The 13,426-nt window shown below is 60.7% G+C and carries 9 protein-coding genes, 1 pseudogene and 2 riboswitches; of the genes and pseudogenes, 4 read left to right on the forward strand and 6 right to left on the reverse strand.

The features are described from left to right. Window positions 1-39: 39 nt before the first annotated feature. Window positions 40-357 (reverse strand): acylphosphatase, encoded by a 318-nt coding sequence (locus ROTMU0001_RS08375; protein ID WP_005509193.1) that lies wholly within the window; start codon window positions 355-357, stop codon window positions 40-42. A 265-nt stretch (window positions 358-622) separates the two neighbouring features. Here ROTMU0001_RS08375 and ROTMU0001_RS08380 point away from each other — a divergent pair, with 265 nt between their 5' ends. Then, window positions 623-2,206 (forward strand): DHA2 family efflux MFS transporter permease subunit, encoded by a 1,584-nt coding sequence (locus tag ROTMU0001_RS08380; protein ID WP_005509194.1) that lies wholly within the window; start codon window positions 623-625, stop codon window positions 2,204-2,206. 336 nt (window positions 2,207-2,542) lie between these two features. Next, on the forward strand, window positions 2,543-3,670 hold the full coding sequence (locus ROTMU0001_RS08385; RefSeq protein WP_005509195.1) for a zinc-dependent metalloprotease family protein: 1,128 nt from the start codon (window positions 2,543-2,545) through the stop codon (window positions 3,668-3,670). Between the two features lie 103 nt (window positions 3,671-3,773). On the opposite strand, the gene ROTMU0001_RS08390 is transcribed toward ROTMU0001_RS08385, so the two are convergent. Continuing rightward, on the reverse strand, window positions 3,774-4,625 hold the full coding sequence (locus tag ROTMU0001_RS08390; protein ID WP_005509202.1) for a hypothetical protein: 852 nt from the start codon (window positions 4,623-4,625) through the stop codon (window positions 3,774-3,776). Window positions 4,626-4,858: 233 nt separating this feature from the next. Here ROTMU0001_RS08390 and ROTMU0001_RS08395 point away from each other — a divergent pair, with 233 nt between their 5' ends. Next, window positions 4,859-5,944, forward strand: a complete 1,086-nt coding sequence (locus ROTMU0001_RS08395; RefSeq protein ID WP_005509204.1) for a hypothetical protein — start codon at window positions 4,859-4,861, stop codon at window positions 5,942-5,944. A gap of 154 nt (window positions 5,945-6,098) precedes the next feature. On the opposite strand, the gene ROTMU0001_RS08400 is transcribed toward ROTMU0001_RS08395, so the two are convergent. The 4 genes and pseudogenes from ROTMU0001_RS08400 to ROTMU0001_RS08415 all read right to left on the reverse strand — a co-directional run bounded on the left by ROTMU0001_RS08400 (window position 6,099) and on the right by ROTMU0001_RS08415 (window position 11,473). Beyond that, the gene (locus ROTMU0001_RS08400; protein ID WP_005509205.1) at window positions 6,099-8,222 is read right to left on the reverse strand and encodes an AMP-binding protein; all 2,124 of its coding nucleotides are present in this window, start codon (window positions 8,220-8,222) and stop codon (window positions 6,099-6,101) included. A gap of 443 nt (window positions 8,223-8,665) precedes the next feature. Continuing rightward, the gene (locus ROTMU0001_RS08405; RefSeq protein WP_005509206.1) at window positions 8,666-9,508 is read right to left on the reverse strand and encodes an ABC transporter permease; all 843 of its coding nucleotides are present in this window, start codon (window positions 9,506-9,508) and stop codon (window positions 8,666-8,668) included. After that, window positions 9,508-10,572: an aliphatic sulfonate ABC transporter substrate-binding protein gene (locus ROTMU0001_RS08410; protein ID WP_005509207.1), complete on the reverse strand. Its 1,065-nt coding sequence runs from the start codon at window positions 10,570-10,572 to the stop codon at window positions 9,508-9,510. Before ROTMU0001_RS08410 ends, ROTMU0001_RS08405 begins: the two co-directional genes overlap by 1 nt. Before the next feature lie 64 nt (window positions 10,573-10,636). Continuing rightward, window positions 10,637-11,473, reverse strand: a pseudogene (locus ROTMU0001_RS08415) (ABC transporter ATP-binding protein). 4 nt (window positions 11,474-11,477) lie between these two features. Then, window positions 11,478-11,574: riboswitch (SAM riboswitch) on the reverse strand. A 175-nt stretch (window positions 11,575-11,749) separates the two neighbouring features. After that, window positions 11,750-11,858: riboswitch (SAM riboswitch) on the forward strand. 114 nt (window positions 11,859-11,972) lie between these two features. On the opposite strand from ROTMU0001_RS08415, the gene ROTMU0001_RS08420 reads away from it, so the two are divergent. Then, on the forward strand, window positions 11,973-13,400 hold the full coding sequence (locus ROTMU0001_RS08420) for an LLM class flavin-dependent oxidoreductase (RefSeq protein ID WP_005509210.1): 1,428 nt from the start codon (window positions 11,973-11,975) through the stop codon (window positions 13,398-13,400). Window positions 13,401-13,426 lie beyond the last annotated feature (26 nt).

Genomic DNA, 13,426 nt, shown 5'->3' on the forward strand with positions numbered 1-13,426 from the left:
GGGTTGAGCGGGAGCCCATGAGAAAGCCCCGCAATCTAGCTACCTGATGCCGAAGCCGCGGAACGAGCCGTTCGGCTCCTCCCACTCGACGAGAACCTCATCCACGCGCCCGGCGGTGTCGTCACCGCGCAGCACATCCACCAGGCGAGCGCAGGAGGCAGCGGTACCCTCCGCAACGACCTTCACGCGTCCGTCGTCGAGGTTCTCGGCGTAGCCGGTTAGGCCCATGGGCTTGGCGGTTCCGGCGCACCACCAGCGGAAACCCACGCCCTGCACTTTACCGCTGACGAAAGCGACGAGGCGGATTTCGGCGGGTTCTGCCGGGGTGCGATCGGTGAAGAAATCAAAGAAACCCATGGGTCCTCCCGGGGTCGTCTCATTGAGGGTGGTCTGATGGGGGTGAGCGCCGGTGGCGGCGCCCGGATTAGCTTCTATAGCTTCAGTCTAGAGGGTGCGGGGTGCCTGTCGCCTGGTTGCCGCGCGCACACGCCGTGAAGAGCTGAATAAGGGTAAAGCAACCGAAGCCGCGGCCTGAAAAGGAGTAACATTAGGGGCATTCACTTAGCGGCAATGCTGAACACACAGACATCTACCCGCATACAACCCATCCCCTGGAGGATCATTGAGTTCACGCCCTAAAAAAGCGCCTCTCGTCGGTAACCCGGCGAAGACACCCTACAAGCCCTGGCCTGCTCTCTGGTCCCTGGTTGTTGGCTTCTTCATGATCCTGGTGGATGGCAATATCGTCACCATCGCCCTGCCGCACATGCTGCAGGATTTGGATGCATCCCTGTCGGCGGGTATGTGGGTGACGAGCGCCTACCTGCTGGCGTATGCGGTGCCGCTGCTCATTACCGGTCGTATGGGTGACCGCTTCGGTCAGAAGAACCTGTACATGATTGGTATGGGTATTTTTACGCTCGCCTCCCTGTGGTGTGGTCTGGCGCCGAATGTTGAGTCGCTGATTACCGCCCGCGTGGTGCAGGGCCTTGGCGCGTCGCTGATGACCCCGCAGACCATGTCTCTGATTACGCTGATGTTCCCGCCAAATGCGCGTGGTGTCGCCATGAGTATTTGGGGTGCGACTGCGGGTGTCGCCTCGCTGGTTGGCCCGATTCTGGGCGGCGTGCTGGTGGATACCCTCAGCTGGGGCTGGATCTTCTTCATCAACATTCCGGTTGGCCTGGTTGGTTTGTTCCTGGCGTGGCGTAATGTGCCGGTGTTCGAGCAGAAGAAGCACAGCTTCGACTGGTTGGGCGTGGTGCTTTCGGCGGTCGGTCTGTTCCTGCTGGTTTTCGGTATTCAGGAAGGTGCCACCTACGACTGGGGCACCATCACTGACTCGTTCATGGGTACCGGTATTGCGGTGAGCGTGTGGGGTCTGATTATTGCCGGCATTCTGGTGCTGGGCCTGTTCATCGGGTGGCAGGCCATTAACCCGCGTGAGCCGCTGGTTCCGCTGAGCCTGTTCAGTGACCGTAACTTCTCCGTGTCGAATGTGGCTATTTCGGCTATGGGTGTGGTCGCTATCAGTATGGCGTTCCCGCTGACCCTGTACCTGCAGCAGGTGGAGGGCCTGGACCCGACCCAGGCTGCGCTGATGACCGCCCCGATGGCGTTGTTCTCGGGCGCGTTGGCGCCGGTGGTGGGTGCGCGTCTGAACCGTAACGACCCGAAGTGGATTGCGGTAATTGGTTTTACGCTGATGGTTGTTGGTTTTGCTCTGCTGCGCCCGACGATGGTTGCGGAAGGCAACCTGTGGCTGATGGTTGGCCCGATGATTATTCTGGGTGCGGCGAATGCCTGCATTTGGGGTCCGCTGTCGGTGTCGGCGACCCGTAACCTGCCGCCGCAGCGTGCCGGTGCCGGTTCGGGCGTGTACAACGAGACTCGCCAGATGGCGTCGGTGCTCGGTTCGGCTGCGATTACCACGATTATGGCTTCTGCAATTACTTCGCACCTGTCTGCGTTGGGTCCGGCTGCTGCAGCGGGCGGTAGCTCTCACGGCGGCGCTGGAGGCGGCGTACTTCCGCAGATTCTGCGTGAACCCTACGCGGCGGCAATGGCGGATTCCATGATGCTTCCGCTGGTCGCGGCGGCAGTGGGTGCGGTCGTGTGCCTGTTCTACGCCTCCATGAAGACTTCTGAGGCGAAGGGCGCCGCGCAGAACGCTGCACGGAACACTGAGGCAGAAAACACTAAATAGAGGCTTATCAGAACGGTTTTACGTCATATTTGGTGCATAAACCTGAAAAATGGTGTTATACCGGGAAAATCTAGATGCACTCTGTGTATGATGAAGCGGATTATTGTTGCTCTGAGGTGTCAAAACCTCGTGAGGGCGCAATGATCCGCTGTTCTTTAAGCGGCATCCCGTACCACCATATGTGTTCGGGATGCCTCGCCGCAGCGCACATATATACACTCTCCGCATAGACTGTGCCCAATGATCCAATAATTCACTCAACGCTGCCTCCGGCAAACATATAATCACGAGGGTCCTCGCGCGCATTTATGCGAACGAATACGAGAAGAGATACAAATGGCTTTCTCATTTTCTACCCGCGCGGCACGTACCGCGCTCGCCTCGGCGGCGATGCTTGTGCTCAGCTTGGTTGCTGTCCCCGCAGCGCAGGCGTATAACCCCGATATTGATGGCGACGGAATCGGTAATATTTTGGAGATGAGGGGGTATGACGGCGACCGTGATGGCAAACTGGAGATTGACTACCCAGGCATGGGCGCCAACCCGCTGAAGAAGGACCTCTTTGTCGAGATGGACTACATGCCCGGTCTGCTTGCTAGCGAAGAAGAGCTCGACCGCATCACCGAAATCTTCGCGAATATGCCGATTCGCAACCCCAACGGCACCACCGGCATCAACATTCACCTGGACGCCGGTAGCGCCCGCAGCGCCAAGTATAACCTCGGCGGTGGTAACGAAGTCCCCTATCAGCAACTGGATAGCACCATGGAGAAGTGGCACGAGATCCGAAGGGCTAACATGGACCCGGACCGTGGATCTTCCTTCCACTACATGATTTGGGGTGACGCTCACGATGAATACGGCTCCTCGGGGCTGGGTTACATAGGCGCTCCAGGGTTCGTCGTGACTGTGGGCCCGCGCTTCTGGGGCAAGTCGGCAACCTCCGACGTGCGCGTGGCGACCTTCGTGCACGAGCTGGGTCACAACCTCGGCTTGCGTCACGGTGGTACCGAGGATGTGAACTACAAGCCGAACTACATGAGCATCATGAACTACCGTTACCAGCTTAGGGGCATAGAACGCCCGGACGGTACGAAGTACTTCGGCTACTCGACCCGCGTCTACAAGGACCTGGACGAGAACAAGCTGGATGAGAAGACCGGCTTTGGCCGCAATGCATACGGCCTGTTCTATAAGGGAGCTCCCGCCTGGGAGTCTATTGACTTCAATGGCAACGGCAAGATTGATGACGAGCCGGTGTCGGTCGACCTTAACCGTGATGGTGAGAAAACCATCCTGACCGCACCGAATGACATGAAGAATATAAAGCTACCGGCTACTGCTGGGAACTATGACGACGACTACTGGATGCCTTCCGAACAGAAGTTCTCTGGAGAGATTGAAGAGAACGAGATGACCGCCGACCGTGCGCGTGCTGAGGGCCTGGTTCCCGCGAAGGACTAAGCGGTAGCAGTCACCGGCGGTGCCCAGTAGGATAAGCCTTAAACACGGCGAGGGGCCCGGCATCCGTTATGGATGCCGGGCCCCCTTGTTTATGCTCGGTACTTTAGCGGGTGATGGTTGCCGAAGCGCGCAAACCAGCCAGGTCCTGGAAGGTGTACTCGCCACCCTCGGTCAGCTGCATTGCGACGTTACCGCTGGTGATCTGAGCGGTGGTGGTCAGGGTGTAGCTGGAGGTCACCTCGGTGAAGTACACCGGAACCAGCGAAGCCAGAACCTGCGCGTAGCTCACGCCGTCCTTCGCGGTGGCTTCCAGGTAGTCGGAGGTGCGGATGTCCAGTACGCCGGTCCAGACGTTGTCTTCGATGACCGGCTCGTAGAACTTCGCAGTGTATGCGATGCCGTTGAACGCCGCCACGGCGGGGTTGTTGGTCTTTGCGCCGCCCGCACTCTTGGCGAGTGCCGGGATCTCAACGTCGTTCTCGGTGTCCCACAGCAGCGGGTCGGTGACGTCCTCGGCGGTGGGGAAGGTGAATTCGAAGGTCACCTGCAGGTGCGCCTGAGGGTACAGCCAGGAGCTGCCCTGGAACTCGCCCTTGGAGTTGATGGGTGCGGAAATCCACAGGCCCGCACCACCGTACAGGCCGGCGCCGACGCTACCGCCGGGGGTGAAGGTGCCGCCGCCGCGGCTCTGCGGGGTGGTGGAGGTTGCGGTGATGTTGGGTACCTGCACGGTGTAGGAGTCCAGGCCGTAGCGGGTATCAAAGTCGTTGGCGGGGTTCGAGTTGAACGCCTGAGTGAAGACACCGAACTTCAGGGTCGGGGTTTCCTGCGCATCGGTGGACGCCGCGTAGGCGGGTACCGCCGCTGCGGTTGCGATGACGGGGGTGCTCCACGCGGCACCCTTGATGAGGGCGCGGCGGTTTAGTCCGTTAGTGGTGTTCGAGGAAGAAGTCATGGGATCTCTCTTGTCATTAAGAATGTGGTGATGCATGTGAGTTGAATTACTGATACTCTAATGTAATTCAGCTCATCTTCAAAATTATCTCAACTTTTACCTTAAAGTATGAATGTTACGGCACCCAGCTCACCTAACACGTGAAACGGGAGCATCATGGAAACCGAGGAGAACGTCCTCCCGGAAAACTCCACAGAAACACCACCGGTCACCACACACTTAAGGAACACAACATGGCATTTATGAAGAGTGCACGCGTCACGCTTGCCTCCCTTGCAGTGCTCTGCCTGGGCACTATCGCAGCCCCCGCAGCAAACGCCTACAGCCCCGACATCGACGGCGACGGCATCCCCAACACCTGGGAGATGAAGGGCTACGACGCTGACGGCGACGGCAAAATCGACGTCGACTTCCCCGCAATGGGTGCAGACCCCAAGCACAAGGACATCTTCGTAGAGATGGACTACATGGCAGGCCTGCTGCCCAGCGAAGACGAACTGGACCGCATCACCAAGATTTACGCCGACCTGCCCATGCGCAACCCCGACGGCACCACCGGTGTGAACATCCACCTGGACGCCGGTAGCGCCCGCAGTGCCAAGTACAACCTCGGCGGCGGCAACGAAATCAGCTACCAGGCACTCGACAGCGAATTCAAGGCGCTCCACCGAATCAAGGCGACTGAAGGTAAGTTCAACCCCGCCCGTGAAGGCACCTTCCACTACATGATCTGGGGCGACTACTACGACAACAGCTACTCCTCCGGTATCGCTAACTTTGGCGGTCGTAACTTTATGGTCACCGTCGGCCCGCACTTCTGGGGCGAGGCAAGCAGCAATATCCGCGTGGCAGTGTTCGTGCACGAGCTCGGCCACAACCTCGCGCTGAGCCACGGCGGCTGGGACGAAATCAACTACAAGCCCAACTACTACAGCGTCATGAACTACCAGTACACCCTCACCGGTGTGCCCATGGCTGACGGTAGCCGCTACTTCGGCTACTCCACCGCCGAGTACCGCATGCTCAACGAGGCGAAGCTGTACGAGGCGCGCGGCTTCGGTCCCCGCGCGGCTGGCTTCCTGTACAAGGGCAAGCCCGCCGACCAGCCGATTGACTTCAACGGCAACGGCAAGATCGACACCGAGCCGGTGTCCGTGGACCTGAACGGTGACGGCATGATCACGAACCTGGGCGCGGCAAGCGATGTGAAGATGATCCGCTTCCAGGCGACCGAGCACCCCGAGAAGGATAAGGGCCCCGAGCACATTGAACCGAGCGGCATTACCGCTGAACACGCTCGTTCGCTGGGTCTGATTTAAGCGGCGCAACGCCAACAAAGAGCCTTGTCAGCTCAGTAAAATGGCATAGCAAAAGGTGCGGATATCGAATCATCATTCGGTATCCGCACCTTTACTCTATGTAGCTTTTAGCTCAGCTCAGTGCTCAGCGCAGCGTGCAGCTCAGCAACAGAGCCTAGACAGCCTCGCTCACGCGGCCGGTATCCACCAGCACCTGCGCAATGTGGCCCAGCGCCTCCTCATTCTGCAGCGAAGAAACATCGCCCAAAGAACGGCCCTGGTACAGCTCACCGAGCAGACGGCGAGTAATCTTACCCGAACGGGTCTTCGGGATATCGGCAACCGCCACAACATCCTTCGGCTTAGCAATCGGGCCAATGTGCTCACGCACGTGTGCGGTCAGCGCCGCCTTCAGCTCATCCTCAGTCAGGTCCTTACCCTCATCGGTGAGCGTCACGTAGGCGACCGCCTGGTGACCGGTCAGCTCATCCTCCACGGGGCAGACGCCAGCCTCAACCACAGCCGGGTGAGTCACCAGAGCCGACTCAATCTCAATCGTGGACAGGCGGTGACCCGAAATGTTAATCACGTCGTCAATACGGCCGAGGATGTACACGTTACCCTCTTCGTCTTCCTTCGCGCCGTCGCCAGCGAGGAACCAGCCGCGCTCGCCGTAGTGGCGCCAGTAGGAATCCAGGTAACGCTGCGGGTTCTGCCACACGGTACGAGCCATCGAGGGGCCAATCTTATCGACCACGATGAAGCCCTGCTTACCCGGTTCCACCGGGTCGCCGTGCTCATCCACCACGCGGGTGGACACGCCGGGAACGGCGCGGGTAGCGCAACCGGGCAGGGGAGTGCAGTGCGGGGTGCCCTCCGGGTAGGTGCCCTCGGGTGCGAATGCCGGGTCGTGCGGGCGCGGGGAGCACACGGTCGAACCGGTCTCCGACTGCCACCAGGTGTCGATGAACGCCGCGGTGCCACCGCCCACGTGCTCGCGCAGCCAGCGCCACGCCTCCGGGTTAATGGATTCACCCACCGAGCCGAGCAGACGCACGGTCGAGAAGTCGTACTTGCCGGGCTCCGGGCCGTTCGGGAACGCACCCATGAGGGAGCGAATCAGGGTCGGCGCGGTGTAGTAGTTGGTCACGCCGTAGCGTTCGATGACCTCGAAGTGGCGACCGTAGTGCGGGGTGTTCGGGGTACCCTCGTAAATCACCTCGGAGACGCCGTTGACCAGCGGACCGTAGATTTCGTAGGTGTGCGCGGTAACCCACGCCAGGTCGGCGGTGCACCAGTGAACGGTGGACTCTACCTTCTTGGGGTCGTTGACGGCGGACAGCTCGTCGGGGCGCAGCACGCCGTTCTCGTCCACGTAATCCGGTAGCAGATCGTACAGCAGCGCGTGAGTGTACGCGGTCTGCACCAGGTATCCAGCCATGGTGTGCACCAGGCCCTTGGGCTTACCGGTGGTGCCGGAGGTGTAAATGATGAACAGCGGGTCTTCTGCGTCGTGCAATTCGTAGGCGTGGGTATCCGGCTGGTCGTCCACCAGGTCGTGGTACCAGACGTCGCGGCCCTCAGTCCACGGCACAGCGGCGTGCGCAACCGGGTCGGAGGCGCTGGTGCGGTCCACCACGATAACGTGCTCAATGTTGTTCTCACCGGAGCAAGCTTCGTCGGCGTTCACCTTCACGGGAACGACCTTGCCGCGGCGGTTCTGGCCGTCGGTGGTGATGAGAACCTTCGCACCGGTGTCTTCCACACGGAACTTCAGCGCCTCGGCGGAGAAACCACCGAAGACGAGGGAGTGGATCGCGCCAATACGCGCGCAGGCGAGGGTGAAAATAATGGTTTCGGGGATGACGGGTAGGTAGATGACCACACGGTCACCCTTGCGCACGCCCAAGGACAACAGGCCGTTCGCTGCCTTCGCGATGCGGCGCTGCAATTCGGCGTAGGTGATGGCTTCGCGGTCGCCGGGCTCACCCTCGAAGTAGAGGGCTACCTTGTCGCCGCGGCCCGCCTCCACGTGGCGGTCTACGCAGTTGTAGGCGACGTTCAGCTTGCCGTCCTCGAACCACTTAATTTCGGGGATGCTGAACTGTTCGATGCCGTCCTCGTCGAAGCCGAGGGACTTCGGCTTCTCGAAGCGGTGCGCGGTGTGCCAGGGCTCAGCCCAGGTGAGTCGCTGCGCCTGCTTCTCCCAGAACGCGACGCGTGCCTCGTCAGATTCGAGGGCGGGGTTCGGGGTGGGGTTCAGCGGGTCGGTGAACGAGTAGGGGGTGGGCAGTCCCATTATTCTCCCATCGGTTGCTGGCATTAGCACCCTTGCTCGCCGTGCCGCTGTCTGTGTGACCGTGGGGTCTGTGTGTGCGTTGGCGAGGGGGTTGCTGCGACGTCACGGAGCCAGGTCTCTCGGTCGCTCTGGATGGTTTGCCTTCTTAGTAAAGCGCGCTCCGGGCCAGGAAGCAAAGGGGACCGTCATATTCGGCATGCTGTGTATCGGTTCGTAATATTCCGAAATATTTAAAGACCCCGCCCCGCGCTCACTGCTGTCGGGCGCGGGGCGGGATTCATCATCATCATTCAGTAGGCGACAGGTTTCCCCGCCGACTTCTTTCTCCGGAGCGTAGCGATGATTAGCTCACCTTCGGGGAGCAGCCACGCGGCGGACATCTCTCCTAAAACTCAGCGCGTGCTGAGTGTTGCGTTTAGCTGTGGTGCTAATTGCTGGTGGCGTTAGTTGCTGGGGTACTTCGCCTTCACCCAGCGCTCGAAAACACCCACCAGCGCGTCGGTAATCTTACCGAGCACCGCCAGCGCCACAATAGCCAGCAGCAGGCGGTCGGTGCGACCGTTGTTCTGCGAGTCGGTCAGCAGGTAACCCAGGCCCATGGATGCACCCAGCAGCTCGGCGGCGACCAGGAACAGCCACGCCTGAGCCAGCGCCAGACGCAGACCCGAGACCACCGACGGCAGAACCGCGGGAAGCTGAACCGTGGTGAACAGGCGCAGACCCTTCAGACCGAAGGCGCGTGCCGCCTCCACAAGCTTGGGGTCAACGTGCGCCAGAGCCGCAGAAACCGTGGTGTACACCGGGAAGAATGCACCAATAGCAACCAGGGTCACCTTGGAATTCTCGCCAATACCGATCCACAGCAGAAGCAGCGGAACCCACGCCAGGGACGGCACGGCACGCAGCGCACCAATGGTCGGTGCGGCAATCAGACGCACCGGCGCAGACAAGCCAATCAGCGCACCCAGCACCAGGCCGAGCACGGCACCAATACCGAAACCAATCAGCACACGCTGAGTAGAAATCGCCACGTGGCGGCCCAACTCGCCGCGCTGCGCCAGCTCAACACCGGCGCTGACCACACGGTCGGGGGAGGGCAGCTGAACCTGGGTGAACACGCCGTTTGTGCTCAGAATATACCAGAGGGCAATCAGCGCCAGGGGAAGAATCAGGCCCAGGTACTGCTTACCGGCGAACGGGTTCGACGGCAGCTTCACGGAAGAGACACGCTTCTCGGCACGCTCAGTGCGAGCGCTGGAGGCGGCGGTAATCGTTGCGGCGGTCATTACTTCTCAACCACCTTTGCGATCTTCTCAACGGCTGCGCTGTCAGCCTTCTTTGCGAACTGGTCGTCCACAATGCTGTTCAGTGCCTTGTCCACGTCGGACTGGGAGGGAACGTCGCCGGACTCGACCAGAATCGGGCCGACACCCTTGAGAACCTCAACCTGCTTAGCGCCCGGAACCGGGTCGATATCCAGGTGGGTGCGCTCCATGACGACCTGGGCGGTCTCGTGCTTAATGCCGGACTCCTCTTCGACAATCTTCACTGCCTCTTCGGGGTTCTTCTTAGCCCAGGCGCGAGCGTACTCGTACACGTCCACGATGGTCTGTGCGGCAGTCGGGTTGGACTGAATGAACTTCTCGGTCGCGTTCAGGAAGCCGTAGGTGTTGAAGTTCAGGTTGCGGTAGAAGAGCACGTCGCCGCTTTCCACCTCGGCGGCAGCCATGATCGGGTCCAGGCCGCTCCACGCGTTGACCTGACCGTTATCCAGGGCGGTGCGGCCGTCGGCGTGCTGCAGGTTCTGAATGGTCAGGTCCGAAGCGGAAATACCCTCCTGCTTGAGTGCCTGCAGGAGCAGGAAGTACGGGTCGGTACCCTTGGTCACGGCAACGGTCTTACCCTTCAGGTCCGCAACCTTAGTGATGCCCGAATCCTTGCGGGTCACCAGTGCCGACCATTCCGGCTGCGAGTAGAGGCTAATGACCTTGATGGGGGAGCCATTAGCGCGTGCCAGCAGCGCCGCCGAACCGGCGGTCGAGCCAACATCAATATTGCCGCTACGCAGCGCCTCATTCGCCTTGTTCGAGCCGGCCGACTTGACCCACTCAACCTTCTTACCCTCGGCGGCGAGGGCGGTCTCAAGCCAACCCTTCTTGCGGATAATCAGGGACAGCGGGTTGTAGGTCGCGTAGTCAACGGTCACGGTGTTCTGATTGCCACCACCGGCAGCACCGGAGGCGTTAGCGGAACCGGAACCTTCACCGGCGCAGGCGCTGAGCAGAGTAGCAAAAGCGGCGGCTGCGGCAAGGGACTTGAGGGCGGTACGGCGAGACGGGGAGTAAGTCATGATGAAATCTTTTCGCTTCTGAAGATGATGATGTGATGTGTAAGAAATGCGTTTCGTGGCGGCTTTAGGCGTTATCTTCCACGCCGAGCTCAGCCAGCAGTTCGCTACGCAGCGCCGTGATCTCTGCATCGGCGCGGTCACGCGGGTGAGAACGGTCAACGGTCACAATGCGCTGGATGGTGGCGGGCGCCTCCGGGGTGTCCTTACCGAGGACGATGACCCGGTCAGAGAGGTACAGCGCCTCTTCCACATCGTGGGTGACCAGCAGAATCGTGGTCGGGTCTTGACGGTGCACGTCCAACAGCAAATCCTGCATGTTGATGCGGGTCAGCGCGTCCAGAGCACCGAAGGGCTCGTCGAGCAGCAGCACGCCGGGGTTGCGTGCGAGCGCTCGCGCCAGGGACACGCGCTGAGCCATACCGCCTGAAATTTCCTTGGGACGGTGGGTTGCTTATTCGCCCAGGCCGACCAGGTCGAGCAGGCGCGCTACGGATGCTGCGCCTTCAGATTTTTTGGTGCCCTGCGGCAGTCCGAGCGCCACGTTGTCGGCGACGGTGCGCCAGGGGAGCAGGCGCGGTTCCTGAAAGCCGATAGCTACGCGGGGGTCGAGGCCGGTCACTGCCTTCTCGCCGATACGTACGGTACCTGCGGTGATGCGGTTCAGGCCTGCTGCTGCACGCAGGAGGGTGGATTTGCCGCATCCGGAGGAGCCGATGACGGAGATAATCTCGCCGGGGGCTGCGGTGAAGGAGACTCCACGAAGAACTTCGTGGGTTCCGCCGGGCACGGGGAAAGATTGTCCGACGTCTTCAAAGCTCAAGGGGACGGCGGCGGTGGATACGGCACGGCGGCCGTTCTTTTCACTGGTGGGTACGTCAGTTACTGCACTGTTGAGTGTCATGTCACTTCCATCGTTCCTGGCGTTAGCACCGGGGGCGGAAGAATCCGTGCCGGTTGCTGCGACGTCGTGGAGCCAGGTCTCTCAGTCGCTCTGGATGGTTTGCTTCTCCCACCCTATGGGCTGTGGCGTGCCTCAATCAACCCGGCGGGCGCGTATGAATTTCTATGACCGTATATTTCGCATTTATCACGAAATATTTCGGTTCCACGTCACAAAAATATTTTTTCGTCACAAACGTGACCTCCCTCCCGCGCGCCCCGTACACTCAAACCACGAGATCATGAGTCCCGGCGCTAAGCTCTGGCTAGCCGGGCGGCAACCCTCTCCCGTAGCGGGGTGCCCCAGATGATGATCTGGCCTCAACGTTACGAGGCAAGTACGGCGCGAACGCGCCACCTGCACGAAGGCCACCACCGAACGCAGAAGGCAAGAAGGAGGCGGCGCGCGGGGTGCAGGGCACAAACCCGATCGTCCCCGATCATTCGCGAAAGGAAAATCGATGGCTGAGCAGAAGAAGCGCATCGTAGTCAACGCATTCGAGATGACCTGCATCGGTCACCAGAGCTTCGACCTCTGGCGTCACCCGCGCTCCCGCGCAACCGAGTACAACACCATCAAGTACTGGACTGACCTGGCTAAGACCCTTGAGCGCGGCCTGTTTGACGCCGTGTTCATCGCTGACGTTGTTGGTATCTACGACGTGTACAAGAACTCTGCCGCTCCCGCCATTGAGGGTGCCGCTCAGGTTCCCGTGAATGACCCCGCAACCCAGATTTCTGCAATGGCTGCAGTGACCGAGCACCTCGGCTTCGGTGTGACTGCTGCCGCTACTTTCGAGCAGCCCTACACCCTGGCTCGCCGCTACGCCTCCCTCGACCACCTCACTGAGGGCCGCGTCGGCTTCAATGTGGTGACTTCTTACCTGCCGTCGGCTGCTGAGAACCAGGGCCTGCCCACCCAGATCCCGCACGACGAGCGTTACGAGATCGCGGACGAGTTCCTGGACGTCTGCTACAAGCTGTGGGAAGGCTCCTGGGAAGACGGCGCAGTCATCAAGGACCGTGAGCGCGGCGTCTATGCTGACCCCTCCAAGGTCCACCCGATTGGTCACAAGGGTAAGTACTTCTCCGTGCCCGGCATCTCCCTGACCGAGCCGAGCCCGCAGCGCACCCCCGTGATTTTCCAGGCTGGCGCATCCAGCCGCGGTCAGAAGTTCTCCGGTAAGCACGCTGAGGCTGTGTTCATCAGCGCCCTGCGCCCGGACCTGACCCGCGTTGTGACCGACCGTATTCGCGCCGCTGCCGAGGAGCAGGGCCGTAGCCGCGACGACGTCAAGATCCTCGCAATGCTCTCCGTCATCGTGGATGAGACCGAAGAGAAGGCAAAGGCAAAATACGAGGAGTACAAGAAGTACATCAACCTCGACTCTGCACAGGCTATCATCGGCGGCTGGTCCGGTGTTGACCTGTCCCAGTTCGACGAGGACGAGGTCCTGAACTACGTGCAGACCGAGTCGATTCAGTCCTTCCTGACCCCCTTCACCCTGCAGGCGAAGGACAAGAAGTGGACCCGCAAGGCCATCGCTGAGCACACCACCCTCGGCGGCATGGGCGATGTCATTGTTGGTGACCCGGTTCAGGTTGCTGACGAGCTGGAGCGCTGGATCGACGAGGGTGGCCTGGACGGCATCAACCTGGCGTACCACGTCTCCCCGGGTTCCTTCGAGGACTTCATCGAGTACGTTGTTCCCGAGCTGCAGAAGCGCGGCCGCTACCGCACCGAGTACGAAGGCAACACCCTGCGTGAGAATATCTTCGGTAAGGGCCACACCAAGGTTGCTGACTCCCACCCGGCCGCTAAGTACCGCGGCGCATACGTGGGCAAGCCTTCGGCTGCTGACACCCCGGCTCGCGCAATCGCTGAATAAGCGTTGCCGCTGATGCGTACCGTGTA

Origin of the sequence: Rothia mucilaginosa ATCC 25296 (assembly GCF_000175615.1) — a bacterium.
Lineage (GTDB): Bacteria > Actinomycetota > Actinomycetes > Actinomycetales > Micrococcaceae > Rothia > Rothia mucilaginosa.